At 52.4% G+C, this 24,898-nt stretch carries 22 protein-coding genes; 8 read left to right on the forward strand and 14 right to left on the reverse strand.

Going from position 1 to position 24,898, the window contains the following annotated elements; translation table 11 throughout:
* Positions 1-9 precede the first annotated feature (9 nt).
* Positions 10-618: a DNA-3-methyladenine glycosylase I gene (locus ACTHYN_RS08330; RefSeq protein ID WP_441811988.1), complete on the forward strand. Its 609-nt coding sequence runs from the start codon at positions 10-12 to the stop codon at positions 616-618.
* A gap of 12 nt (positions 619-630) precedes the next feature.
* Here the strand turns inward: ACTHYN_RS08330 and ACTHYN_RS08335 are convergent, their stop codons facing one another.
* From ACTHYN_RS08335 to ACTHYN_RS08360, 6 genes are all read right to left on the reverse strand, one after another.
* A complete protein-coding gene (locus ACTHYN_RS08335; protein WP_441811989.1) occupies positions 631-2,079 on the reverse strand; it encodes an aspartate kinase in 1,449 nt (482 codons plus the stop codon).
* Between the two features lie 54 nt (positions 2,080-2,133).
* Positions 2,134-3,399 carry a diaminobutyrate--2-oxoglutarate transaminase gene (ectB, locus tag ACTHYN_RS08340; protein WP_441811990.1) on the reverse strand — a complete coding sequence of 422 codons (1,266 nt, stop codon included), beginning with the start codon at positions 3,397-3,399 and terminating at the stop codon, positions 2,134-2,136.
* Between the two features lie 143 nt (positions 3,400-3,542).
* Positions 3,543-4,058, reverse strand: a complete 516-nt coding sequence (gene ectA, locus ACTHYN_RS08345; RefSeq protein ID WP_441811991.1) for a diaminobutyrate acetyltransferase — start codon at positions 4,056-4,058, stop codon at positions 3,543-3,545.
* A 293-nt stretch (positions 4,059-4,351) separates the two neighbouring features.
* Positions 4,352-5,758 carry a sodium:solute symporter family transporter gene (locus tag ACTHYN_RS08350; protein WP_441811992.1) on the reverse strand — a complete coding sequence of 469 codons (1,407 nt, stop codon included), beginning with the start codon at positions 5,756-5,758 and terminating at the stop codon, positions 4,352-4,354.
* A gap of 106 nt (positions 5,759-5,864) precedes the next feature.
* Complete coding sequence (locus tag ACTHYN_RS08355; RefSeq protein WP_441811993.1) at positions 5,865-6,833, reverse strand: radical SAM protein; 969 nt, start codon at positions 6,831-6,833, stop codon at positions 5,865-5,867.
* Between the two features lie 23 nt (positions 6,834-6,856).
* Positions 6,857-9,049, reverse strand: coding sequence for an FAD-dependent oxidoreductase (locus tag ACTHYN_RS08360; RefSeq protein ID WP_441811994.1), 2,193 nt, complete (start codon positions 9,047-9,049; stop codon positions 6,857-6,859).
* Between the two features lie 141 nt (positions 9,050-9,190).
* Here ACTHYN_RS08360 and ACTHYN_RS08365 point away from each other — a divergent pair, with 141 nt between their 5' ends.
* Entirely contained in the window at positions 9,191-9,946 is a 756-nt protein-coding gene (locus tag ACTHYN_RS08365; protein ID WP_441811995.1) for a lipo-like protein, read from the forward strand.
* Between the two features lie 35 nt (positions 9,947-9,981).
* Here ACTHYN_RS08365 and ACTHYN_RS08370 read toward each other — a convergent pair whose 3' ends face one another.
* The gene (locus ACTHYN_RS08370) at positions 9,982-10,605 is read right to left on the reverse strand and encodes a YbhB/YbcL family Raf kinase inhibitor-like protein (protein WP_441811996.1); all 624 of its coding nucleotides are present in this window, start codon (positions 10,603-10,605) and stop codon (positions 9,982-9,984) included.
* Positions 10,606-10,757: 152 nt separating this feature from the next.
* On the opposite strand from ACTHYN_RS08370, the gene ACTHYN_RS08375 reads away from it, so the two are divergent.
* Together ACTHYN_RS08375 and ACTHYN_RS08380 are read left to right on the forward strand one after the other, a co-directional pair.
* On the forward strand, positions 10,758-11,090 hold the full coding sequence (locus tag ACTHYN_RS08375) for an ankyrin repeat domain-containing protein (RefSeq protein WP_441811997.1): 333 nt from the start codon (positions 10,758-10,760) through the stop codon (positions 11,088-11,090).
* Positions 11,091-11,114: 24 nt separating this feature from the next.
* The gene (locus ACTHYN_RS08380) at positions 11,115-11,861 is read left to right on the forward strand and encodes a spermidine synthase (protein ID WP_441811998.1); all 747 of its coding nucleotides are present in this window, start codon (positions 11,115-11,117) and stop codon (positions 11,859-11,861) included.
* Between the two features lie 14 nt (positions 11,862-11,875).
* Here ACTHYN_RS08380 and ACTHYN_RS08385 read toward each other — a convergent pair whose 3' ends face one another.
* Positions 11,876-13,189 (reverse strand): nucleobase:cation symporter-2 family protein, encoded by a 1,314-nt coding sequence (locus ACTHYN_RS08385; RefSeq protein WP_441811999.1) that lies wholly within the window; start codon positions 13,187-13,189, stop codon positions 11,876-11,878.
* A 136-nt stretch (positions 13,190-13,325) separates the two neighbouring features.
* Positions 13,326-13,886, reverse strand: coding sequence for a TIGR00730 family Rossman fold protein (locus ACTHYN_RS08390; RefSeq protein WP_441812000.1), 561 nt, complete (start codon positions 13,884-13,886; stop codon positions 13,326-13,328).
* 197 nt (positions 13,887-14,083) lie between these two features.
* On the opposite strand from ACTHYN_RS08390, the gene ACTHYN_RS08395 reads away from it, so the two are divergent.
* Both ACTHYN_RS08395 and ACTHYN_RS08400 read left to right on the forward strand, forming a co-directional pair.
* On the forward strand, positions 14,084-15,394 hold the full coding sequence (locus tag ACTHYN_RS08395) for an NAD(P)/FAD-dependent oxidoreductase (RefSeq protein WP_441812001.1): 1,311 nt from the start codon (positions 14,084-14,086) through the stop codon (positions 15,392-15,394).
* 591 nt (positions 15,395-15,985) lie between these two features.
* On the forward strand, positions 15,986-16,393 hold the full coding sequence (locus ACTHYN_RS08400) for a hypothetical protein (protein ID WP_441812002.1): 408 nt from the start codon (positions 15,986-15,988) through the stop codon (positions 16,391-16,393).
* Positions 16,394-16,399: 6 nt separating this feature from the next.
* Here the strand turns inward: ACTHYN_RS08400 and ACTHYN_RS08405 are convergent, their stop codons facing one another.
* Together ACTHYN_RS08405 and ACTHYN_RS08410 are read right to left on the reverse strand one after the other, a co-directional pair.
* Positions 16,400-16,858 carry a very short patch repair endonuclease gene (locus tag ACTHYN_RS08405; protein WP_441812003.1) on the reverse strand — a complete coding sequence of 153 codons (459 nt, stop codon included), beginning with the start codon at positions 16,856-16,858 and terminating at the stop codon, positions 16,400-16,402.
* A gap of 95 nt (positions 16,859-16,953) precedes the next feature.
* A complete protein-coding gene (locus tag ACTHYN_RS08410; protein ID WP_441812004.1) occupies positions 16,954-17,550 on the reverse strand; it encodes a hypothetical protein in 597 nt (198 codons plus the stop codon).
* 339 nt (positions 17,551-17,889) lie between these two features.
* Between ACTHYN_RS08410 and dcm the strand changes: the two genes are divergently transcribed.
* Both dcm and ACTHYN_RS08420 read left to right on the forward strand, forming a co-directional pair.
* Complete coding sequence (gene dcm / locus ACTHYN_RS08415; protein ID WP_441812005.1) at positions 17,890-19,245, forward strand: DNA (cytosine-5-)-methyltransferase; 1,356 nt, start codon at positions 17,890-17,892, stop codon at positions 19,243-19,245.
* A 54-nt stretch (positions 19,246-19,299) separates the two neighbouring features.
* Positions 19,300-20,532 carry a type II restriction endonuclease gene (locus ACTHYN_RS08420; protein ID WP_441812006.1) on the forward strand — a complete coding sequence of 411 codons (1,233 nt, stop codon included), beginning with the start codon at positions 19,300-19,302 and terminating at the stop codon, positions 20,530-20,532.
* A gap of 60 nt (positions 20,533-20,592) precedes the next feature.
* Here ACTHYN_RS08420 and ACTHYN_RS08425 read toward each other — a convergent pair whose 3' ends face one another.
* From ACTHYN_RS08425 to ACTHYN_RS08435, 3 genes are all read right to left on the reverse strand, one after another.
* Positions 20,593-21,225: a class I SAM-dependent methyltransferase gene (locus tag ACTHYN_RS08425; RefSeq protein ID WP_441812007.1), complete on the reverse strand. Its 633-nt coding sequence runs from the start codon at positions 21,223-21,225 to the stop codon at positions 20,593-20,595.
* Positions 21,226-21,374: 149 nt separating this feature from the next.
* Positions 21,375-22,685 carry a methyl-accepting chemotaxis protein gene (locus tag ACTHYN_RS08430; RefSeq protein ID WP_441812008.1) on the reverse strand — a complete coding sequence of 437 codons (1,311 nt, stop codon included), beginning with the start codon at positions 22,683-22,685 and terminating at the stop codon, positions 21,375-21,377.
* Positions 22,686-22,851: 166 nt separating this feature from the next.
* A complete protein-coding gene (locus ACTHYN_RS08435) occupies positions 22,852-24,804 on the reverse strand; it encodes a diguanylate cyclase domain-containing protein (protein ID WP_441812009.1) in 1,953 nt (650 codons plus the stop codon).
* Between the last annotated feature and the right edge of the window lie 94 nt (positions 24,805-24,898).

A 24,898-nucleotide genomic window follows, 5' to 3' on the forward strand; every position in this document is an offset into this window, starting at 1 on the left:
TAACGAGATATGCCCATTGCCGACAAAAACGAAACCGTGCCCGCTTCCGGGCGTTGCCCTTGGTGCGGCACCGATCCGTTTTATGTGAATTACCATGACACGGTTTGGGGCCGGCCCGAATATGACAACCTGGCGCTATTCGAGAAGCTTTGCCTGGACGGCCAGCAAGCAGGGCTAAGTTGGATCACTATTCTGCGCAAGCAGGAAAACTATCAGGCTGCCTACGATTATTTCGATCCGGAAAAAATCGTTCAGTACGATGACAAAAAAGTTTCAGAATTACTGGCAAACCCGGGGATTGTGCGGAACAAACTGAAAGTTCAGTCGATTATCAAAAATGCCAAAGGGTATTTGGATTTGCAGGAGAAAGGCACTGAATTTTCCCGCTTTCTCTGGTCGTTTGTGGAAGACAACCCCATCCAGAATAGCTGGCGCAGCATTGAGGAAGTACCAGTCACCACTGCGGAATCCGAAGCCATGTCCAGGGCGCTTAAACGGGCAGGGTTTACCTTTGTAGGACCAACGATTGTTTACGCATTTATGCAGGCGGTGGGCATGGTTAACGACCACTTGATTGCATGCCCCCAGCATAGCCTGTGCCGCTCCCTGGCACTGTGATCCTGGCTGCCATTAAGACTGGGCAGCTACAATCGCGTATTCATGGTTGTGCGGTTCAATGAGAACACCGTGCAATGCAATGATCGCTTTTTCGTAATCGTCTTCATCGATTACAAACTGCATATCAACCTGGCGCATACACTGGTGCATAGCCAACACGCTGATTTCTCCATCTGCCAACGACTTAACCGACCGGGCGAGGATGCCTGGCACCTTCATATCACTGCCAATGGCGGAAACCATGGCAACTTTACGGGTGCTGACTTCACCGTTAGGGAACTCCCCTTTCAGCGCTTTCACTACCCGCTTAACGTGCTTAAGCGTGCTACCTACATAGTGGGTGATCGTGTTGGCGTTGGTGTCCTTGGCCATAAAGCGCACTTTAAAGCGGCTCAGGATATCCAGAATACGACGATCGGAGCCCGGTTCGCCCTGCATGTCCTGATCAAACACCTCTATTGCAAACACACCTTTGGCGCCAGCAATAATTTCAACCTGTGGCTTTTCGCTCACATAGTCACCGGTAATCAAGGTGCCGGTATGCTCTGGCTCGAACGTGTTCATCACTCGCAGTGGAATTTCTGCCTGGCGTAGACCTTTACCGGCACGGGGGTGAATCGCCTCCATACCAAGGTTCGCCAGCTGGTCGGCCACGTCGTAATTAGTGCGACCCAACGGGACCACTTTTTCAGCGCCCACAATGTTGGGGTCGGCAGAGCTCAGGTGAAACTCCTTGTGGATGACGGCTTCGCGGGCGTCGGTAATAACCGCCACTCGGCTAAACGTCATCTCGCTGTAGCCCCGGTCGAAGGTGCGCATCAAGCCTTCCTGACACTGGGCGTAGCCGGTAACAATGGGCAGCTCACGGGTGAGGTCCACCGCATCAAACGCCTGTTTCAGCTTCTCATCCAGCGGCAGCAACTCGGTGTCGCGCCAGCCGGTCAGATCCACAAAGCGTGCATTGATTCCCTCTTGCTGCAGCTTCAAGGTGGTGTTGAAGGCACTGTGCGCCTCGCCAATGCCCGCAAGCATTTCACGAACCGTTAGCAGGTGCTCTTCCAACTGAAACTGGCCGTAAGAACAGAGGCGCTGCAGGTCGATCAAACAACCGCGAACCCCTTCAATGCGATCAGTAATAAACTGATCCGCCTGCTGCTTCAGCATGGGGTCTTCAAACAGCTCACCGTTAATGTCCGTCATGAACTGGATCAGCTTGGTAAGATCATCTGCCCAGGCCCAGTCTGACTCCGCATCGGCAAACAGCGCGTAAACACCGGGCTCGCCGGTTTTTTTGTGCTCCAACAGTTCGTTGGTTACGCCGGCATAGGCAGACACAACAAAAATGCGCTGATAAAGCTCTTCGTTGCTGTACTTCGCGACAATAATGTTATCGCGTACAGCCTCATAATTGCTCATTGAGGTACCGCCGATCTTCTCGGCGGTATGTAATTGGCTACTCATAGTTTCCAACCTTGGCTACCCTGCAGAATGAATGTCCCTGATGGCAGAGGCGCCTTACGACGCCTTGCTGATTCCTTCCTGCATGATTTCATCCACACTCTTGCCCAGGATTTCGGCGCCCAGTTTCAGGTCGTCCTTGCTGGTTGTCAGCGGCATCAGGCACTTGATTACCTCATCATTCGGGCCACTTGTCTCGATGATCAGCCCATGCTCAAACGCACGCGAGGTAATCGGGTCTGTCAATTCTGCGTTTTTGGCTTCAATGCCACGCATCAAGCCACGACCTTTCATTGTGAACTCGTTCGGGTACTTATCACATATTGCCTGCAGCGCGTCGCCCAGAACCTGAATCTTTTCCTTCACTTCGTTGGCAAACGCGTCGTCTTTCCAATAGGTTTCTATGGCAGCACGGGCCGTGATAAACGCCATGTTGTTACCACGGAAGGTACCGTTATGCTCACCCGAGCCCCAGATGTCCAACTCCGGTTTGAGCAGCACCACCGCCATCGGCAAGCCATAGCCACTCAAAGACTTGGAAACGGTTACGATGTCAGGAGTAATGCCTGCAAATTCAAAGCTGAAGAACTCACCGGTGCGGCCATTACCTGCCTGGATGTCATCCAGAATCAGCAGCATATCGTGCTTCTTACACAGAGTCTCCAAACCTTTCAGCCACTCAGCACGGGCCGCATTCAAGCCACCTTCACCCTGAACCGCTTCCACAATAACTGCGGCAGGCACCTCAACACCGGACGAACTGTCAGACAGCAGCTTGTCCATAATTGCCAGGCTGTCTACATCTTCACCAAGATAGCCGTCGTAGAACATGAAATCCACATTGCTCAGAGGCGCACCAACACCACCACGGTGATGCTTGTTACCCGTTGCAGCAACCGCACCAGTGGTTACACCGTGAAAACCGTTGGTGAACGAGATAATGCCAGTGCGCCCCTTTACTTTACGGGCCAGCTTGAGGGCTGCCTCTACACAGTTAGTACCGGTTGGGCCGGTAAACTGCATTTTATAGTCCAGACCACGGGGGTCCAGAATGTATTTCTTGTAGGCTTCCATAAAGCCATGCTTGGCAGTGGTGTACAAATCCAGACCCTGGCTCACACCGTCGGCTTCAATGTACTCAAGCAGAGCTTTTTTCAGGATATCGTTGTTGTGACCGTAGTTCAGTGAACCGGCACCTGCCAGAAAATCCAGATATTGCTTGCCGTCTTCAGTGTAAAGGTGCGCGTTCTTGGCGCGATTAAAAACCACCGGAAAAGCGCGACTGTATACACGTACTTCAGATTCGTTCTTGAAAACGTCCATTATATTTCCTCTTAGCCTGTTCGGCTTTTAAATAGAATTCGTTAAAAGTAACTCTGTGGCGGGGTACATCAGCGGGTAGGGCGCTCGAAAATCATCAAAAACACGAATGTGATTCACGCCACCGCCAAAGCCCCGAAAAGCCATCAGGAGTTCTTGGTAAACGGCCCAATACGCAGCAAAAATTCGGAATCGTGCTTGCCGCCAAAGTGGGTGTCTTTCTCGAAGTGCTCATGGTCGACAATGTCAGCGCCCATATCCCGCGCAAACGAACGGAACAACGCCCATGAGGCCTCGTTATCTGCGGTGATTGTGGTTTCCATATGGGTCACGTTTTTGCACGCATCCCGGGCCACAATTTCTTTCAGCATCCGCTTGGCCAAGCCCTGTCCACGCCCTTTCTCGTGAACGGCTACCTGCCATACAAAAACGGTGTCGGGCTGTTGGGGAGGGATATACCCGGAGATAAAGCCGACCAGGTCGCCGTCTTTCTCCGCCGCCACGCCGGTTTCGGCAAAATGGCTGCACTGCAGAAGGTTGCAGTAAATTGAGTTGGCGTCCAGAGGGGGGCATTCTGTTACCAGCTGATGAAGCCTGTTGCCATCATCCTTAACGGGTGTGCGAAGGTTGATGGCGGTGGTATTCGATCCTTTTGATGTCATAACGTGGTCAGTTCGCCTCAAAAAGTTAGGCTTAAATTATATAGACCTCGAACTATATTTCAAGTCGGGATTATCAATGCAGCCTCAAGAAACGGTCGTGCACACCCGATGAATAGACCGAATTATCCCATGAACCCGCGGCATAAAGGCCCCTGGCCGGAGATTCCGGATCGCCATCAAACAAGGAATTATTTAGTCCTCCAAGTAACACGCAGTGGTATCCAGGAAGACAGGCCCGCACCAGTGCTCAACGTAGCCAGCTCATAACCCAAAGTGATCACTGCTCCCTTGCGTTACCTTACTTTTCCCGTTGCCAGAGATTTCCCAACCAATCGGCGCGCGATCAGCGGCAGGAAGAAGCCCGCCGTGCAGATCAGAAACCCATAGGCATTCACACCCAGCAGCGTGGCGTAATTACCATCGCCAATGGCCCAACTTGCCGGAATCAGCCCAGCCGCCAGCAGAACACCAAGACCCAGACCACTCCAGAAACTAAGGTGAAAGCTCCATGGCGACCAGCGAGCAACCCCGTAGAACAGAAATACCGGTGCCAGACCCATCACCATAGTGCCAGACACGGTGGTAGCCTTGAGAATATCCGTACCGGCAAACATGGGCAGGTTGCCAATCAACGCGAACACAATCATTACCGCTGCGCCCACTCGCATGCTCGGTAACCGGTTTGTTGCCCGCTGCGCCAGGCGCGGCAAATCAACGGCCAGAGATTTGGCTAGCGAGGTGAAGGTAGAGTCCAGTGTCGAGCCGGCAGAAGTCATCATCACCACGCTCATAAAAAACAACGCCGCCATCCCCAGCGACTGCCCAACAGCAACCGGCGCATTACCCATGGCATCGATACCATTCAGGCGCCCATGAACCCCCACCAAACTGAAAACAAACACCGCAACAAAGCCCAATACGCCTGCCACCACAAAGCTCTTGAGCATGGTTTTTTCGTTGTTCACAAAGCCCCGATCCGTCAGCACCGGATCATGGAACGGATAACTGAACATCTGTAGCAACGCCACCAATAACAAATCGAACCCCGCATTCAGTCGGAACTCGCCTTTGCTCAGCAACGCAGACGTATCGTTAGCCGGAATGATCATGAATAGCACCGCGCCCAAAAAAAACACGAACACAAAGGTTTGAATAACATCGGTAAAAATGGAAGAACGCAGCCCGCCCTTGAGGCTGTAGGCAAGCGTAAACGCGGTGAACACCATAGCAGCAGCGTAATACTCCCACTCACCAGGCAGCCCGAAATAACCACCCACAACCGCCGTATTGCTCCAGACCTCGTTATACAACCGAATCAATATAGCCGCTGCAAACGCCAGCCCGGCCAGCCGCCCAAACCGCGACGTAAGAAAATCCTGGAGGCTGCGGGCACCCGTTTGGGTGCGAATCAGGTAGATGATATAACCTGCCACTGGAATCGAAAGCCAGTAACTGGCATACGCCAAGCCACCGGTAACCCCATACGCCGCTCCCAAATTCGCCGCGTTGGTTACCGATTTGGCAAAAATCCAACTGATAAAAATACTGGCTGTCAGCAACCACTGACTAACCGCATTGCCCTGGTCATCAGCCCCTCTGTAAAAAGACTCCGGGTTCCTGCTTTTCGGCGACCAAACGTACATAACCACGCCATAAACCAGCAAGAACCCCCAAAAAAAGGCGGCTTCCGATGTGTTCACTTAAGTTTTTCCTCGTTACAGGCCGTAGCTTGTTTGGTTGTTATATCTCAAAGGTATCGGTTCTGATGGGGCGACACCCCGCAACCAGCCAAAACCCCAAAAAAAGCTAACCCGGCGCCGAACAACTCGCCCCGTAGCGGTAGCAGGAAAAACACCTGTGATGCCGCAACATAATGCGCTCATCCATGCTCTGGGCCAGCGACCCACCCAAATCATACTGCGGATCATCATCCACTAACGTGCAGGCATAAACACGCACTGCGTCGTCTTTTTTCACCAACATACGCGTGTACGTGCACATGAAATGCGACTGACTCTGAGTCGTTGGGTACTTCTCCATGCAGTTTTCGGTAATCTCCGGGCTACCATCCTCCGAACCCGGAGTACCCAGATCCGGAAACGCCGTAAACGCCAGGTTTTCCGGAATCTGCCACTCGCGGAATATCCCGCGGAAAGCTGCCTCCACCTCTGCAGGCACTTCCTCAGGATCGGTCTGGCGGGCGATAGACACCTTGAAACCCTGCTCAACCAGCCACTGAATGCCTGCCAGCGCTTGAGCAAAACTTCCCTCACCGCGATCCTTGTCGTGGCGGGCGCGGTCAGGGAAATCCAGGCTCACACGGAAGTGTATCGGGTACGGGTTGTCCAGCAAGGGTAATACCTGGTGCCTGCGCTTGAGCAACGGCTCGGTCGCATTGGTCAACACAAAACACGGCCTGTGATGGCTGGCGTAATCCAGTATATTCACAAAATCACGAATCACGAACGGCTCGCCACCGGTAAAGGAGAACTGCTCCACACCCATATTCAGAGCTTCGTGGATAAACGGTTTCACATCGCTGAGTTTCATGCCGGGAATGCGGCCATCACCGGGATGACTGCCCTCAAGGCAGAAGGGGCAAGCCAGGTTGCAGGCAGTGCCAGTGTGAATCCACAGCTCTTTCAGCTTATTCGCGTCGATATAGCCCCGGGGGTCACCATTACGGGTGTGGGTCCAGCTGTCGCGGCCTCTGGGCGCCAGTACTTCCACCGCGGGAATACGCTTTGCGGCAGGACGTGTTTCGGTTAGGGGCATAGAGGCTCCTTGGTGTTGTGGTCTTAGTGCACCACGTTTGTTACGTCGGGCCCGCGACGGGAGCTTTTACCGCGCCGCCAGCCATGCATTTTTTCAAGCAATTTAAGAATGCCTTCCGGCGCATGGGCGCGCTTCCATTCTCCAGCCGCGAACTTCGCTGATTCGTTCCAGGTGGGGTACGGATGGATGGTGCCTAAAATCTTGTTCAAGCCCAACCCGTGCTTCATGGCCAGGGTAAATTCGGCCAGGATTTCACCAGCGTGAGCTCCTACCACTACGGCACCAAGAATTTTATCTTTGCCCGGCGGCGTGAGGACCTTGATGAAACCATGGTTATCGCTATCAGCAATCGCCCGATCCAGGTCATCCAGGCCATAACGGGTTACCTCACAGGCTATGCCCCGGGACTTTGCTTCTGCCTCGCTCAGACCCACACGGGCCACTTCCGGTGACGTAAACGTTACCCGCGGCATTACCCGATAATCCACTTTAAAGCGCCGGAACTGACCAAACAGGCCATTTACCGCCGCATACCAGGCCTGGTGAGACGCCGCATGGGTAAACTGATAAGGCCCGGCCACATCACCGCAGGCAAACACGTTGGGGTAGCGCATACTCATGTCGTCGTCTACGGGCACGGTACCGTTGGGCAAGGGTTCCACACCGATACGGTTAAGATGCAAGCCTGCCGTATTCGCAGTGCGCCCCACGGCCACCAGCACCTGATCGAACGGAATGCGCACCTGCTCGCCCTTGTAATCGCAGTACACAACCTTCTCGCCGTCTTCCATGCGAAATTTCGTGGCGGCATGGTTCAAGCGCAGATCAATCCCATCAATCTCAAACTGCTTCTTTACCAACGCAGACACATCGCGGTCTTCTTTGGCCAACAGGTATTCATCACGCTCAACCTGAATCACCTGGCTACCCAGACGCACAAAGGCGTGGGCCAGTTCAGAGCCAATGGGGCCGCCGCCCAGCACCAGCAGCCGTTCCGGTTGCTCATTCAGCTCCCAAAGATTGTCCGAGGTCAGTGGGTCCATATCGACAAGCCCTGGTATCGGGGGCATCGCAGGCTTTCCGCCGGTGGCCACGACGATACTGCGCGCCGTTATATGTTCTGTTCGACCATCCTTGTGCTTTACTTCCAACTCCCAGGGAGATACGAAACTGGCCTCCCCCAAGATGCAGTCTACACCCAGTTTCTGATAGCGCTCGGGAGAGTCGTGGGGCTCTACTTTGGCAATCACGTTCCGCACCCGGTTCATTATGGTTTGGAAAGAACCTTTCACCGGCACGGACTCCAGGCCATAACGGTTGGCATTGCGCAGGGTATCCGCGGCTCGGGCACTGCGGATCAGCGCCTTGGAGGGAATGCAGCCGGTGTTAAGGCAATCGCCGCCTAATTTATCCCTTTCAATCAACGCCACTTTGGCTTTTACGGCCGCTGCAATATAAGCAGACACCAAACCAGCAGACCCACCACCAATAACCAGCAGGTTGTAATCAAACGATTCGGGCTTTTTCCACCCTGCGTAGACACGGCGACTGCGAATAAAACCGGCGGCGAACTTGGCAATCAGAGGAAACACCCCCAACAACGCAAAGGAAATGAGCAAGTCCGCAGACACTATGTCACTGGTTGACTGGATCTGGCCCAGCTGGGTACCGGCATTCACGAAAACAAAGGTTGCCGGGAGCATGGCAATCCAGCTGACCAACGCGTAAGTTCGCAACTTCATCGACGTAAGGCCCATGGCAAGGTTGATCAGAAAAAATGGAAAAACCGGTACCAGGCGCAGCGTAGCAAGGTAAAAAGCGCCATCTTTCTCCACACCCCGGTCCATCTTTGCCACGGCTTCGCGGTAACGGGCACGCAACGTGTCGCGCATTAAAAACCGGGCCACCAGAAAGGCGAGAGACGCACCCAGAGTAGACGCAACTGATACCGCAATCAGCCCGAAGAAGTTGCCAAAAAAGGCACCGCCTGCCAGCGTCATGATCAATGCACCGGGCAGGGAAAGGGCAGTCACTAAAACATAAACGGCCGCGTACCCTGATACCGCCAGCAAAAGATGGGCTTCAATCCACTGTGCCAGGCTCTCCTGATTAGACTGCAGGTTTGCCAGTGTCAGCACCTTGTGGCCATCAAGGCCAATAAAAATACCTGTAACGGCCACAATAGCCAGAATCAGTATCAGCTTACTTCGATTCATGTTTAAGCCTGTTGGATGTATATAAAACAATACGTGTATCGCTCTGACACGATCACCGTTCGAATGTTACAGCGTGTATGGAGAGAATTTGAGAAACTTATCTGCGGCTGGAAATTTAAATAGACATAACCGGAGAGAACAATGTTGCTGAACTGGCTCGCAAAGCATCTCGCCGCTTACCTTTCCAGGCAAGTGGCCCAGCATTCCGTGCCTACCTCAACCTATGAAGCCCTGGAAACAGCGCTCCGGCCCGGAGATGTTCTGCTTGTGGAGGGTAATACCCGCATCAGCGTAGCAATAAAATACCTGACACAGTCTACCTGGTCCCACTCGGCTCTCTACCTTGGGCCAGAAGCCGGTTTGGGAGCCTCAGAAGACGGGCAGCCACACACACTTATTGAAGCGGACCTGGAATTCGGCATTCGCCCTCTTCCATTGTCGTTTTATCGCAACAGCCATACTCGCATCTGCCGCCCCGTAGGGCTTGATGACCACGATATAAGCATGCTCTCCAGCTATGCCCAAAGCCGGCTGGGCAACCAGTACGACCTGAAAAACGTATTTGATCTGGCCCGCTATCTTATCCGGACACCGCCGATTCCATCCCGGCACAGACACAAACTGTTGACGCTCGGAAGCGGCGACCCGACGCGGACGATCTGCTCTACCTTCATAGCCGAAGGGTTCCAGCGCCTGCGCTATCCCATTCTTCCAACCATCGACACTATTCCCTCAGATGATCCAAACTGCCGGGATTGCGTGCGCGAGCATTACCGAATCCGGCAAACGTCCCTATTCACACCCAGGGATTTCGATGCATCCCCGTATTTCCGGATTATCAAACCGACGCTGGAAAGCTCCTTCGATTTTCGAGCCATCAACTGGGCGGATTTATAGCCAGCCTAATCGCGGGTTGATGGCACTCGTTGCTGCTAGCGCAGATCCGGATTCAGGGTATAAGTACCCGTTACCCGGCCACTGGCCAGAACGTGGCCTTTCATGGCTTTGCGCACGGCTTCGCCATCAAACTCCCCATCCAGGCCCAGGGATTCCACATCCAACGCATGCACTTCGTAGTGATAGTGGTGCATCAGCTCATCGTTCCACGGCGGGCAGGGGCCATCGTAGCCACTGTAGGTACCGGCCATATCCGGATTGCCAGCTAAAAATTGGGTAAAATTGTTCACGCCACGCAAACCAACCGGGCCAGGGCCGCCGTCTTTACCCTTGGGGGTCACGCCGTCGCTGTCTTCGCCTTCGGGAATCCGGCTAACATTGGCAGGGATATCAACCAGCAACCAATGGAAGAAATCCACCCGTGGAATGTCTTTCGAAATTGTTTTGCCTTCCTGGTTTGCATCATCCGCAATGCTGGGCACGTCCGGATCAAACATCATTATCACAAAGCTTTTGGTGCCCTCTGGTGCATCGTCCCAGGCCATTCCCGGGTTGCGGTTGGGACCAAAGCTCATGTGGTCTTCCGGATGAAATACGCCGAACGCGAATATTTCCGGGACCGGTTTGCCCTCATCAATACCCTCGACGCTCAGTTTCATGGTGCTTTCTCCTGTTGATTATTGCAGTTATTAGCTCGCCTCTACTCTGAGATTGTGCCAGAGGCAACAACATTCTGTGATAATAGGTTGTATCAACGGTATCGTACCTGTGTCTACACAAACTTTTCAGCAACCTGTTAAACGGAGCCCAGATGAGCGAGCACAAGCCCGGCCAGCCCCATAATCCGGAAAACCAACAGGATGAAGACGCCATCGCCTTTGCCCAGGGGATTTTTGAACTTGCGCGCAACGGTGGCACAAAAATGCTCACGCCACTACTGGAAGCCGGCGTGCCCGTAGACATACGCACCAGCAATGGCGAAAGTTTGCTAATGCTAGCCGCCCGCAACGGCCAGGCCGATACGGTGCAGCTTCTTTTGGAGAAAGGGGCGAACCCGGCGCTACAAGATTCAGAGGGCAATACGGCCCTGAGCCTTGCCCGTGAAATAGATGCACGAGAAGTCATCAAACACCTGGATCGGTAGCCCGACCGTCGCAAAGAGCACCACATGTTCCACAAAGGCGAGATTATTCACCACAGCCGGGACAAGCTCGGCAGCATTCTGGTGATCGATTACCGAAAACACCGGGTATTAACCTTCAACTCGGTGTTTGAGCAAAGCAAAATTGATCGGCGCTTCCCACACCTGCCGGTACACGAGTACAACCGTGCCATGCTGCTGCCAGCAGCCTTTAACAACCCGCAGCACGTCACAGTGTTGGGGCTGGGCGGCGGCGTTATGGCCGGTGCCTTGCTGCATCTTTATCCGGAATGCCAGGTACATGCGGTGGAACTGCGACAAGCGGTGCTGGATGTTGCCAGGGGCTATTTTGGCTTACCGGAAAGCGAGCGCCTGGAGGTTACCATAGCCGACGCGCGCGTTGCCCTGGGCAGGCTCCCGGATGCCGGTACAGATATGATTTTTGCCGATCTCTACAATGCCGACCGCATGAGCCCGGCGCAGGCCCAGCGCCAGTTTGTAGTAGATTGCAGCCGGGCACTGAGCCGCAAAGGCTGGTTAGTATTGAACTACCATCGCGCCCCCGACCCGGACGGCCCCTACTTTCGCCAGCTGCAAAAACACTTTGCCACCCTGCTGGTGTTCAAAAGCAAAACCAACAACACCATTGTGTATGCCAGCAAACAGCCGGTTGAAATGCTGGCCCCGAAAGCGGCGCAGCTTGCGAGCCTGGAAAAGCGCCTGCCAATCGACTGGAGCCGACTGCTAAAGCGGGTCAGCCAACTCCGGTTATAAATCGCGACGTGCACTTAAGCCGCTGGATCGTCCTCGAGCACCACGGCCTCACGCCCAGGCAAAATACCGCTCAGAACCAGCGCCACCAGTGAGCCGGTGGTAATGCCGGAGGCCAGCGCCACCTTGGCAAACTCAGGCATATAGCTGAGCAGTTCCGGACGCACGGTCACTGCCATGCCAGAGCCTACACTGACCGCAATAATCAGCATGTTGCGTTTGTTGAACTCAATCCGCGACAGCATGCTGATACCAGCCGAGATAATCATGGCAAACATGACCAGGCCCGCGCCGCCCAGAACCGGTAGCGGAATAGACACCACCAAAGCACCCAGTACCGGGAACAAGCCCGCCAGAATCAGCATGCCGCCAGTAATGGCCACCACATGACGACTGGCCACACCGGAAATCGCAACAATGCCTACGTTTTGTGAGAAGGATGAAAAAGGTGTCGTGGAAAACACGGAAGCCAGTGCAGAGCCCAAGCCATCACACAGAATGCCGCTGGAAAGCTTCTTCCCGGACAGTTTGGTGTGAGTGGCATCCGACAGAGCCAGAAAATCACCTGTGGATTCCATGATGGTTACCAGATAGGCAACGCTCATACCAACGATGCCGCTAATGGGGAAACTCAGGCCGAAGTGCAACGGGCTGGGCAAGGCGACGGCAGCGGCTTCCTTAACCGGGCTGAAATCCACCAGCCCGAATACGATGCACACCACAAAACCCACTACGATACCAATCACCACGGCCGCCGCCGCCAGAATGCCGCGTCCCCACTGTGACAGCGCAATAACCAGTGCCAGAACAAGCAGCCCAATCAGCAAATTGGAGGGCTTGGCATAGCCCTCAGAGCCAACCTGCCCACCGGCCAGCCAGTCAACTGCAACCGGAATCAGCGACAGGCCAATCAAGGTTACAACCGTGCCAGTCACAACCGGTGGGAACAGCTTGCGGATAAAAGGCATGAAAAAGCTGCCCACAATCATCACCAGAGATGCCACCAATGCAGAGCCCAGAATACCCGCCACTCCATGCTCAAACCCTATGGCAATGGATACGCCCACGAAGGTGAAGCTGGTGCCCATTACGCATGGCAACCGAATGCCAACCGGCCCGGCGCCCTTGCACTGCAGAATCGTCACAACCCCCGACACCAGCATTGCCGCATTTACCAGAATCACCATATCCTTGGTGGGCAACCCCAACACGCCGCCAACCACCAGGGGAACGGCAATAATGGCACCCAGAGCAGCCAACAAATGCTGAGCCGCGAGTAACACGGAAACTGGCACGGGTGGCTTGTCTTCCACTTGGTACATCAGGTCCATAAAATACTCCTTGAGCTCCGGCACGGCCGGCCGTTTTTATTGTTTGCCCCATGCTGTGCTCACGCGCCGGGCACTTCTATGAAACCTAGCAGAAGAAACGGAGTGTCGCCTGAATTTATATTTCTGTGTCAGGTTTTCAGACCCACTTCTCGCGGGGATGAATGTAATGTTGAAAGCGGTCAACAAGGCGCCCGGGGTCGTCTGCCTGCACGACCATGTCAAGATACTCCTGCTGGACAAACCCGGAAGCCACCATGGTTTTAACCATGTCGAGCAGGGGGTCGTAAAACCCTTCCACGTTATAAAGCGCACAAGGCTTACGGTGAAAACCCAGTTGTCCCCAGGTCCACGCCTCAAAAATCTCTTCCAAAGTGCCTATACCGCCCGGCAACGCAACAAAGCCATCTGAGAGGTCTGCCATTTTAGCCTTACGCTCGTGCATGTCTTTCACAACGTGCAGTTCCGTAAGATTCGGATGCGCCAACTCACGATCCACCAGATCCTGGGGGATAACCCCATAAACCCTGCCGCCCTTACTCAAGGCAGCATCGGCAACAATGCCCATCAGGCCCACATGCCCGCCACCAAAAACAACCTCTATGCCATTGCTGCCAAAAAACTCGCCCAGCTCCCTGGCTTTTTCTGCGTACAGGGGCTCATTGCCTGCGCGGGACCCACAGTAAACCGCTATTTTCATAGATACTTTCTCTTGCTTGTAGGTTGGATGATCTTATATTTCAGTTCATTATACCGGTTAGCCAGGCCGCGTTAGTATTTGCCCGGCAGTATCCGTATCCTAACCTGCCAGACTTTTCCGGACAGGGTGTTTAGTGACGACAGCCAAGCGTTTTCTGTGAGAGCGCTTGGCTTTCTTTACTTATAGGTCTGATTGCTATGGATAACCTTCATCACATTGTAGTTGTCGGCGGTGGTGCCGGCGGTCTCGAGCTTGTTACCAGCCTGGGCAGAAAGCTGGGTAAAAAGGGCAAAGCGCGCATCACTCTTGTGGACGCCGGCCTGACCCATGTGTGGAAGCCTCTTCTGCACGAGGTTGCCTCCGGATCGCTGGATGCCAACTCCAACGAAGTGAACTACCGCGCCCACGCTCGCAAACACCACTATGAATTCCAGTTAGGGCGCATGGATGGCGTGGAGCGGGAGGCCAAAGAGCTTGTTATAGCGCCCTTCCTGGATGAAGAAGGCAACGAAGTGGTTCCCGAGCGCCATCTGAAGTACGACACCCTTGTTATTGCCGTAGGCAGTACCGCAAACGATTTCGGTACCCAGGGGGCACAGGAGAACTGCCTGTTTCTGGACAGCCTGAAGCAAGCAAGGCGCTTCCACAATCTGATGCTGAATGCCTTTTTACGAAAGAACCACGAAGCACTGCAAGGCCGTGACCACGCGCTCAATATCAGCATTATAGGAGCCGGGGCCACAGGCGTTGAGCTGGCAGCCGAACTGCGACTCGCTTCGCGGGAGCTGCCCGTGTACGGGATGAATCATCTGAAAGCCTCAGATGTGTCCATTACCGTAATAGAAGCCGCAGACCGGATTCTGCCTGCGCTGCCCGGCAGGCTCTCGGCAGCTGCTTCCAAAGAGCTTGAACGCCAGAACATAAACGTTCGCAATGGCCAGCCAGTCAGCGAAATTCGCCCTGGCATGGTGGTGATGAAGGACGGCACCGAACTGCCTTCGGAAATGACCATCTGGGCCGCAGGCATAAAGGCTCCGGCGTTTCTGGCCGATCTGGAAGGTCTTGAGTCCAACCGTGGCAATCAGCTGGTAGTACATCAGACCCTGCAAACCACAAAAGACGACGATATATTCGCCTTCGGTGACTGCGCCGCCTGCCCGCAACCCGATTCCGACCGCCCTGTAGCACCCCGTGCCCAGGCTGCTCACCAACAAGCGGATGCTCTGTTCAAAACCCTTTGCAACCGCCTGGAAGGCAAAGACGCCGTACCTTTTGTGTATAACGACTACGGCTCGCTGATCAACTTCAGCCACTACACCACCGTCGGGAACCTGATGGGTAACCTGTCTGGCCGCAGCATGTACATTGAAGGCAAGGTGGCCCGTTTGTTCTACGTTTCCCTCTACCGCATGCACCAGGTGGCCTTACACGGTTTTCTGCGCACGGGTGTGATCTGGTTTATGGACAAGATCAGCCGAGCTATGCAGCCGAGGATGAAGTTGCATTGATGGGCTGAAAACGAGCGGCTCGAATGAGGGCCGTTATGTCAGCCTATCTATGTCTACCTGCACACAGAAACCGACAGTAATGACGTAACCTGTTTTATTTTCCATCAGCTTGACGTTATAAAAAAGGCCATAAAGGATTCGCATGGCTATCTTGCGGGCAAGGCAAGCGAATACAGGCAAGCTGAGCGCTTACTTGAAAAATCGAAACTGAGCGGGGTTCTGAATTACAGACAGTTGGGATTGCTGAAAAACGGGCTGGATAACCCGAGAATGGAATATACGATCAAATCCCACCAGAACTCCCATGGAATTTCGTACCAGACGGCGAGAACCGACCTATTGACACTCCCGGACAACTTTCACCTGTTAAGGAAGTACAAGATGGGTAACAAGGATGTTTTTGTTGCGCCGGCAAATATGATTGATGTTATCAAGGACGGTTAGGTTGGGTGGGGCCACTGCACTACAGCCAGGAACAACCCGGAAAAAGCCGCCCGAATTTGTGACCTGGGCGGAACTTCAAAATTGCAAATATCCTCCTCTGCACTATACTGTATATAAATACAGCATTTATTTTCAGGGAGCCCCGCTATGAAGAAGGAACTTCAAACCTCAAAGAGCGTTCTTGATGAAGGCATCGATAGAACTCTCCGTCTCAATATCCCGATTCCCAACCCGGACACAGTTTTGCCCGAAGACGTAATCCGCTATCGGGTTCTCGTCGCCCAAGCCTGGATAGAACAGGATATTGAATTCAGCTTTCTACCCGATGACATTGCCGATTTCGCCGTGATTGGAGATTATTGCGATCACAATATGTACCTGATCGACGAAGCCCTGCAAGGCTCCAAAGTTGGTAGCTTTTATGAGTGGGGCTGGGATGCACAGAAAATATGCGACCACTTCAATGCCGTCGCAAATGCGCTTGGCGCCTGGCTGAGATCAGGGAGAAAAGGAAGCGCTGCCGACTATATTGATATCGAAGCTTCTTTCAATTGAGAGGACTCAAGGCCGATCCGGGCTGGTTCCACCGAAAAAGTCTCGGCCAGTAATCCAGGCTGACAGATCATCAATGACCGGGGCAATTGATTTAGTGTGTGCGCCTTTTATGGAGCATTCCCATAGAACGAACACCCGCCAGCCCTGGCTAAGCAGTGTGTCGATGTTTTTACGGTCACGTACCTGGTTAGCGCCGATCTTTGCGCGCCAGAAGTCTGGCCGGGTTTTCGGCCATTTGAAGAGGCGACAGTTGTGGCCGTGCCAAAAACACCCATTGACAAAAATCACAGCATTGTAGCGTGGAAGTGTAATGTCTGGCTTCCCGGCAAGTTCCCTTCGATGAAGGCGGTACCGGAACCCCCTCGCATGCAGCGCTTGCCGGACAACAAGCTCCGGTTTGGTGTTTTTGCCACGAATTCCGGACATCATTCGTGAACGTGTTTGCTTGTCAACAATATCAGCCATCTGGCCATTTAAACATGGAATTCATTCAAAGGCCTGGTATGCTGAAGCGCCATTAAAGGACGCTGGCGGCCATTTAATGGCAAACTTGAAATCAATCATATTTCCCGCATATCAATTCGGTGACTATTTTTGGGGCTCATTGCCGACTGCACATCAGATGGAAATTTCTGAAGATCCCGTAACAGTCTTGTTCCGTTAAAATTCTTGATTTCTCGCTGCTCTGAACCTAGTTGGCTCAGAAGATTACGTGGCATGTAGATCGCAAGAAACCCTCGATAAAGATAGGAGTTGCATCTTTCGAAACCCCATTCACTCGGGTCGTTAAACAATCCCCATCCAAGCGTCGGAGTCAAAATGCTTCCTGTGCCACTTGCAATCAAGCGTTCCTTCGCCTTGAAACTCTTGATGGAAACGGCGATATCGTATGGATGGCCCGGTAACAGAATATCACCAACCCATTGCCACGCTTTACCAAATGGCCTGATTTGTATTCCAGGAACTTCTGTCAGCCCTAGTTTGCAGAGGCGCTCAGATATCGTTCCTGTTGTTCCCGGCGGAATTTTTGACTTCGAGTTCAACCAGTCCAGGTAACCAACTATATCCTCGATCTTTTTGTATTTGTCGCTGTCGCACAAGCCTGAGATCTTGAGATACTCGTAAGCTTGGCCCAACAACTCGTCAGCTTTTGTCATTACTGCTCCGAATCGTTCGTCTGGCAGAAAAAATTCGATTCATACCACATTAGTTCACAATTTCCGACCACGTGTAACCGTTGATAAACCGCCGCATTCCGACCCAACAGTTGGGAGATGCGCTGGCTCTGACAGAAAGTGCATACGCCACTTTATCGAAAATTTTCGCCCTTTACTGGACACTGTATGTTTAAACAGTATTATTGCATGATGGTCGCTTGGCTACCGAAGTTTTTCTGACTAATTCCAGTGGATACCTGGATAGGCTGCCTGAGACCGATTAATATGGAACGATTACGTGACGAAACATCACAGTATTGACCCAGAAGGGAGCGGGTAATGAAAGACGAAGAAGGTCTGACTCTTATAAATCAGCTACTTGAAATCTATGATCAGGGTTTTATTGCTGAAACCCTCAACGAACTGGGTTTTGATTCATGGTGCCGCGAAACTATCAATCGCTGGGTCAGAGGCAAGGTAGACGGAAAACTCAGTCACGGTGAGTTTGAACATCTTCAGACGTTGCTGCCAAAACCTTTTCAAAAATCCGGGCACGAATTCCGATTTGTAGACCTCTTTGCGGGAATCGGGGGCATCAGGAGAGGATTTGAAGAAGTTGGTGGCAAATGTGTGTTTACCAGCGAGTGGAACAAATACGCAGTGCGCACCTACAAAGCGAATCATTACAGTGACGATGAACATATTTTCAATGAAGATATCCGCGAAGTTACTCTTTCTGATCGCCCCGAGGTTTCAGAGGACGAGGCCTATGCTCATATCGATAAGCTTGTTCCTGATCACGATATTCTGCTGGCAGGCTTCCCCTGCCAGCCCTTTTCTATCGCGGGTGTTTCAAAAAAGAACTCTCTGGGAAGAGCTCACGGTTTCGAGTGCAATACCCAAGGCACACTTTTCTTTGATGTCGCGCGTATTATTCAGGCCAAGCGGCCAGCCGCATTTTTACTGGAAAATGTTAAAAACCTGAAGAGCCATGATAAAGGAAAAACGTTCAAGATAATTCTGGAAACGCTCGATGAACTGGGCTACGAAGTTGCAGACGCTAACTATGACGGAGCCCGTGACCCGAAAGTCGTTGATGCCAAGAACTTTGTCCCCCAACACAGAGAACGTATCGTTTTGGTTGGTTTCCGTAGGGATCTTGATGTTCACCAAGGATTTACTCTGCGTGATATCAGCAAGCACTTTCCTGACCGAGTGCCCTCATTCGGCGAAACCCTGGACCCTGAAGCTGAAGTAGATAACAAGTATATTCTGACGCCCAAGCTCTGGAAATACCTCTATGACTACGCCGCCAAGCACAAGGCAAAAGGCAATGGTTTCGGGTTTGGCCTTACTGGATCTGGGGATGTAGCAAGAACCTTGTCTGCGCGGTACTACAAGGATGGTTCAGAAATTCTTGTAGATCGCGGGTGGGATACGGATGCTGGCTTTGACGATATGATCAATCAAGCAAACAGACCAAGGCGTCTAACGCCGGCCGAATGCGCCAGGTTGATGGGATTTGACCAACCCGGGGAGTCGACTTTCAAGGTTCCTGTTTCCGATACGCAGGCCTACAAGCAGTTCGGAAACTCCGTCGCCGTCCCGGTTTTTCGGGCAGTAGCGAAAATGATGAAGCCTTTTGTTCTCGAAGCCATTCTCAGAAATGAGGGGCGCAGAACTGAAGCTGCCTGAGGACTGCTGACAGCCTGATCAACCGAAGCTTCGACATACAACAGAGGTAACTAAGTGCTCGATTCCGTAAGTGAGATATTTGAGGGTGCGGCTGCCAAGTATCTGAGTGCTGTAGATTCAGATCCGTCACGGTCAAACCAACACGAAATAGGCGGGCTACCTAGTGTTGGCTTCAAACGCTACCTCGGCACCCCCGGCAAATCTGATGAGTATCGTTTCCCCGGTCTTATGGCATATCTCACTGACGAGGAAGAAGCTGAGCTGTGCCAGGATTCGGTCACATGGTATGACTCAAGGAGAAAGAACCCCAAACGTTCACCCGAGTACCGGCTATATTACAAATCGAACGCTGTAACAGAGCTGATTCAGCCAACCGATTTTTTCCTCGTGGCGAAAAAGCGCGATGGAAGCCTGCTTCTTCTTTTTACTCCTGCGGGCTCATCGGTGGAGTTTCAGTTACGGCATCTTTTCGGACTATCAGATGTCGACAAGGATTTCACTTCCGCGTCCATGCCGACACAGACCCTTATCCTCCCGATAAAGATGCTGCTGGAAGATCTTGGAGTGCGGGCCTTCGACGAGAGTGAGGTTCAAAATGACCTTGATATGCTTCTTGCCAGATTCCCGGACAAACTCCCGAAAACATCGGAATTCTCAGCTGTTGCCAGAGAGGTTACCAACTTCGATTGCGTTATTGATCCTGATAACGCATTAGTTGGCTGGATGGAGCGCGAAGAATCGCTTTTCAGGGCTTACGAGCGCCACGTAGTGTCTGAAAGACTGCGCTTTGGTTTTGGCCCTGATGGCGACGACGTTGATGCCTTTATCTCATTTTCACTGAGTGTTCAAAACCGTCGCAAATCTCGCGCTGGTCATGCTTTTGAGAATCATCTTGGGTTCGTCTTCCGAGAACACGGGCTCCCCTTTGAGAAAGGGGGGGGAGCGCGTGTGACAGAAAATAAAGCCAAACCGGATTTCCTTTTTCCCGACTTCAATGCGTACCACGACTCATCTTACCCAGTGAGTAAGGTGTTTCTTCTCGGGGCCAAAACAACATGCAAAGATCGCTGGCGACAGGTCCTGTCAGAGGGCGATCGACTTGACCGAAAATTTCTGGCGACCCTCGAAGCGGGCATCAGCACTACCCAGACCGACGAGATGAGGGCCAAGAATCTGCAACTGGTAATTCCCTCAGGTGTCCATGGAAGCTTCAACGAAGATCAGAAATATTGGCTAAATTCTGTGTCTGATTTTATTGAAGAGGTTAAATCAGTTCACCGGAGTTGAGACCAGCCAGATACTTCACCTGTAAAGTACTATAATTGCAGAACCTGGTATTCCTGAACTCTAGAACAAATACGGCTCGCCACCCGTAATCAGCTTGTCAGGCGTCTCGGCTTGCTTATGAAAAACCCCGTTCACCCAATACTCATCCCGCCCCGGCCTGCAGTCTGCCGTTTGCCAGGTGGTTATTTTTTCAAGTTCGGATAAAACGCCAGCCCAGCTTTCAAGCTGGGTAACTGTTGCGTAGGTAAAATGCCGCCCATTATGCTCGTGGTGTCCTTCGCCTTGTTTGAAGCTTAGATATAAAACGCCGCCAGCTTTCAAAGCCCGCCATAACTGAGCAAGCGCCTGAGGTATCTGCTCCTGGGGCAAGTGGATCAGGCTGGCACAGGCCCAAATGCCATCGTAAACCTGAAATTCGTCTACCTGCTCAAACGTGCGAACGAGAACGCTGTGGAGTATGGCTTTAGAAGCCAATGTGGCAAGTTTTTCGGAGGCATCAAAGGCAGTCACCCGGTAGCCTCGAGCCAGAAACTCCCGGGAATCTCTGCCGGAACCGCAGCCGGCGTCCAATATGTGAGCGTTTTCCGGAAGGTGGGGCAGAAATTCGTCATACAACGCCGTCATATCAACATGCAGCGTTTCATCCAGAAACGCCTGAGCATGGGTATTGTAATAGGCAACTGATTGGCTCATGCCGGGCAAGTCTCTTTGTTGGCGACGAGGCAGGCGATTCCGATATTATCTGTGGGTGCCCGGAAAGGAGCAGACGTAAAGCAGTTGCTGCGAACTCCCCTGATGCAACGAGCGATTAATCAACGCTGGGTATCGGCTTCTCTGCCCGTTCATTTAAACCTCACCACAAGCTCATGCAACTCCCCTGCAATGTTCTCTATGTTCTGCACTTGGCCTATAGCCTGCTCGCCTTTGTGCAAGCTGTCGTTACCCAGACTGGAAATATCCTCTATTTGGCCGTCAATCTGATCAAACACCTGAGCCTGCTCTTCTACAGCAGCGGCCATTTGAATAGACATTTCCGCGATAATACCCACAGAATCGGCTATCTGCCCAAGGGTGGTTTCGGCTTCAAGCATGTGTGAAAGCCCGCTGTCAGCCGCTTTTTTTCCATCATCGGTCGCGCGCACAGACGTGGATGTTCTCGTTAGTAGCGCTTCGATAGTTCCATGGATTTCCCGGGTTGAGTCCTGGGTTCGCCTGGCAAGGCCACGAACTTCACCGGCAACCACAGCAAATCCACGCCCGTGCTCGCCTGCCCGGGCCGCTTCAATGGCCGCATTCAATGCCAGCAGGTTTGTTTGCTCCGCAATTTCTTCAATGATTTTGGCCACGCTGGCAATTCTTTGGGTTTCGGTGGCCAGCTCCCCCACCGATTCACTAATGCTGTGTACGGTTGCTTGTAAACCCTCGATAACTTCACGAGTAGTGCCGATAACCGCCGCGCCCTGGTTTGCAAGGCTGCGCGATTCTTCAGCTTTGTGAGCAGTATTCTGAACATTAGAAGACACGCCGGTAACTGTCTGGGCTACCTGATGAACGGCAGCGGCTACACTGCGAATTTCTGTTTGCTGTTTTCTCAGCACGCCGTGGGATTCACAGGTTACCTCTAACCCTTGCACAGCACCGGCTTTAACCTTTTCAGCAGACTCTTCCATGCGCGTAAGCACGGCGTCCAGATGGGCCTTTTGCGCCAATATGGCCACTTTCATGCGACCAGATTCCAGATCATCATCGGTATACGTTTGTGCCGCGAGATTGTCTGTAAAACTGGTGCCCAGCAATTTGGTCAAGGAAGTAATTAGCCGTCGCCGGGACCGGTGAGCCCACAAAATATAAACAAACCCACCAAGTACCAGAGTCGCCTGCGATATCAAGATCAAGCCTGCGTAATGGGTAATTGCGGCAACAACCAAAACCGTGGCCAAACACAGGGATGCTGGCGAAAATGCCTGCAGGCGCGCTATGGTTCGCCTGCCTTCACGAATTCTCGCGTACTGCTTTTCTGCGCGGCGTACGTTCTCCCGGGATGGGCAAGAACGAACCGATTCGTAACCAACCACGGCTCCGTTCTCGGTGACTGGCGTTATATAAGCGCTTACCCAGTAAAAATCCCCATTTTTTCGGCGATTTTTAACCATTCCCAGTATCCGTAACCGGCAGATTTTTTCTCAAAACGACCACCCTGCCCCTGTTAGTGCTATGCCTTAATTTGGTACAGGATCTTCAATATGTAAATTTTAAAAGGGTATATATTTCTTAAAAACTGCATTTTTTCAAATACTTCAAGAGCTTTCGCCACGCCCCTCAGGAAGGCGTGCGATGCGTCTGAATAACGCATCTGTTTTTACCCGCCCTTTTCGCCTCATACATGGCGGCATCGGCCTCCTGCATGAGGCTTTCTCCGGTTACCCCGTCACCGGTTGCGACAACAACACCAATACTTACGCCCACGCGGGCCTCGCCCTCAGGAAGTGTGACCGGCTGACCCACAGCCTGAATAATTTTTCCTGCCACGCTCGAGGCATTATCCGGTTCGGATACTTCTGCAAGCAGTATGATGAACTCGTCGCCGCCCATACGTATCACTGTGTCGGTTTTACGAACACAGCTTGTTAGCCGTGAAGCAATTTCCTTTAACAATACGTCGCCTGCATCATGGCCGTACGTATCGTTAACCTCTTTGAAGTGATCAAGATCCAGGAACATCAACCCCAGATGGTTGTCATGGCGACCTGAGAACGCAATGGCTTGTTGCAATCGGTCTTCTAATACCCGTCGGTTTGGGAGCCCGGTAAGCGTGTCTTCGTAAGCAAGGGAATGGATTTTATCCTGGTAGCGTTTTGTTTCGGAAAAATCCTGGAAAGAAATCACCACACCCTCATCGCCGGTATCGCTACTTAACGGCGCCGCATTCAAAATGACCGGGAGAGTCGTGTCGTCTTTTCGGCGAAACTCCTCATCTTTGCTACGGTACAACTGGCGCGTGTCCATCACATCAAGAATGGAACAGCTGGATGCCTCCCCTTCGTGAACATGAAACACCTCATGCCCTTGCTTTGCCACTATTTCATCGGAAGGCCAGCCAAGAATTCGCTCTGCCTCGGGGTTAATATATGTAACGGCTCCGTCTTTATCCATCACAATCAGCCCGTCTCCCAGTACGCTGGATATTTTCCAGAAACGCTTGGATTGTTGCTGGTTCTCACGTCTTAGCTGACGGCGTTTTTGGCGGGAAAACTGGAAATAGAACACGCTTATCAACGTCATCAAGAGCCCAAAGATGTAAAAGCTGACAACCGATGGATGCGTATAGATGGTCGACGTTGGCAATGAACTTCCGGGCACAAACGAAACGGCCTTCCACTCATAGTTTTGCCCGGATTTCGATGAGTCAAGTCGCTTTAGCGGCTTCACGGTCTCGTACATAAACAGGCCCGCTGATGTTTCAGCAACACCACTGTCGCTCTGCTCGATCTGCGACCAGGCTTCGGGATACTCCCGCTTGAATGCCGACGGCAGGCCGAACATGAATCCCCACTCCTCAATGCTGTCAGGGCCGGAAAGAACATAGCCATCGCTGTTGAGCAAAAACGCAGGGTAGGCATCTGTCATGCTCAGGCGAAAGGTGTCCAGCAGCGATTGCCCTTTTACGTTTAAAATAACGGCACCTTGTTTTTGCCCATTCTTATCAAAAACGGGGACACCAAACCGAACCATGGGAAGGTAAGGGACATCGACCTTTTCATTTTCGATGTTTAAATCCAGGGGCGACACATACACATCGCCTTCAGGCATATCCCGGGTGTTGGTAAAATAATAGCGGGTTCCTTTAAATTGCAGGTAGCGTTCAGGGGTAACCAGAATGCGCCCGAATGCACGGTCCAGTCGAACAAGCTCAGTCCCCTTTTTGTCAAAAAAACGGATCTGGCTGTAATCCGGTTTTTGTTCTAACTGCACCCGGAAGGCTTGCTTCAATCGGTCTTTTTCACGCTCAGTGCGGTCACTGCTGAAACTTTCGGCTGTTGGCAGTTTTGATATCGCCCGCAGGTCGTTCGCGGTGTAATCAAAAATCTGCGTTAATAGCCCGGATGTCAGTTTAACCTTGGCGGATTCATCGGATTTTATGACCGCAGTTTGTAGTCCGGCCTGATAGCGCAGAGCGCCGTATACAATAACTGTAAAAGCTAACGCGCAAAGCAAACCTGCGGTCAGGGCTGATTTAACATACCCCTGCTCTTGCCAAGGAATACCGGACATGTGCTACCAAATGTTGTTCAGAGAAAATATATTGCGGCAGTATGAACCATAGAGTGGCTTTGTCTATGGCTCAGCATACGTTCCGGCAGCAAAA

The organism is Marinobacter sp. (assembly GCF_052091845.1).
GTDB lineage: Bacteria > Pseudomonadota > Gammaproteobacteria > Pseudomonadales > Oleiphilaceae > Marinobacter.

Excerpts from the sequence above, each read along its gene's own strand:
- ACTHYN_RS08330 (WP_441811988.1), top strand. The coding sequence starts at position 10 with ATGCCCATTGCCGACAAAAACGAAACCGTGCCCGCTTCCGGGCGTTGC.
- ACTHYN_RS08335 (WP_441811989.1), bottom strand. The coding sequence starts at position 2,079 with ATGAGTAGCCAATTACATACCGCCGAGAAGATCGGCGGTACCTCAATG.
- ectB (WP_441811990.1), bottom strand. The coding sequence starts at position 3,399 with ATGGACGTTTTCAAGAACGAATCTGAAGTACGTGTATACAGTCGCGCT.
- ectA (WP_441811991.1), bottom strand. The coding sequence starts at position 4,058 with ATGACATCAAAAGGATCGAATACCACCGCCATCAACCTTCGCACACCC.
- ACTHYN_RS08355 (WP_441811993.1), bottom strand. The coding sequence starts at position 6,833 with ATGCCCCTAACCGAAACACGTCCTGCCGCAAAGCGTATTCCCGCGGTG.
- ACTHYN_RS08360 (WP_441811994.1), bottom strand. The coding sequence starts at position 9,049 with ATGAATCGAAGTAAGCTGATACTGATTCTGGCTATTGTGGCCGTTACA.
- ACTHYN_RS08365 (WP_441811995.1), top strand. The coding sequence starts at position 9,191 with ATGTTGCTGAACTGGCTCGCAAAGCATCTCGCCGCTTACCTTTCCAGG.
- ACTHYN_RS08370 (WP_441811996.1), bottom strand. The coding sequence starts at position 10,605 with ATGAAACTGAGCGTCGAGGGTATTGATGAGGGCAAACCGGTCCCGGAA.
- ACTHYN_RS08375 (WP_441811997.1), top strand. The coding sequence starts at position 10,758 with ATGAGCGAGCACAAGCCCGGCCAGCCCCATAATCCGGAAAACCAACAG.
- ACTHYN_RS08380 (WP_441811998.1), top strand. The coding sequence starts at position 11,115 with ATGTTCCACAAAGGCGAGATTATTCACCACAGCCGGGACAAGCTCGGC.
- ACTHYN_RS08385 (WP_441811999.1), bottom strand. The coding sequence starts at position 13,189 with ATGGACCTGATGTACCAAGTGGAAGACAAGCCACCCGTGCCAGTTTCC.
- ACTHYN_RS08390 (WP_441812000.1), bottom strand. The coding sequence starts at position 13,886 with ATGAAAATAGCGGTTTACTGTGGGTCCCGCGCAGGCAATGAGCCCCTG.
- ACTHYN_RS08395 (WP_441812001.1), top strand. The coding sequence starts at position 14,084 with ATGGATAACCTTCATCACATTGTAGTTGTCGGCGGTGGTGCCGGCGGT.
- ACTHYN_RS08400 (WP_441812002.1), top strand. The coding sequence starts at position 15,986 with ATGAAGAAGGAACTTCAAACCTCAAAGAGCGTTCTTGATGAAGGCATC.
- ACTHYN_RS08405 (WP_441812003.1), bottom strand. The coding sequence starts at position 16,858 with ATGGCTGATATTGTTGACAAGCAAACACGTTCACGAATGATGTCCGGA.
- ACTHYN_RS08410 (WP_441812004.1), bottom strand. The coding sequence starts at position 17,550 with ATGACAAAAGCTGACGAGTTGTTGGGCCAAGCTTACGAGTATCTCAAG.
- dcm (WP_441812005.1), top strand. The coding sequence starts at position 17,890 with ATGAAAGACGAAGAAGGTCTGACTCTTATAAATCAGCTACTTGAAATC.
- ACTHYN_RS08425 (WP_441812007.1), bottom strand. The coding sequence starts at position 21,225 with ATGAGCCAATCAGTTGCCTATTACAATACCCATGCTCAGGCGTTTCTG.
- ACTHYN_RS08430 (WP_441812008.1), bottom strand. The coding sequence starts at position 22,685 with ATGGTTAAAAATCGCCGAAAAAATGGGGATTTTTACTGGGTAAGCGCT.
- ACTHYN_RS08435 (WP_441812009.1), bottom strand. The coding sequence starts at position 24,804 with ATGTCCGGTATTCCTTGGCAAGAGCAGGGGTATGTTAAATCAGCCCTG.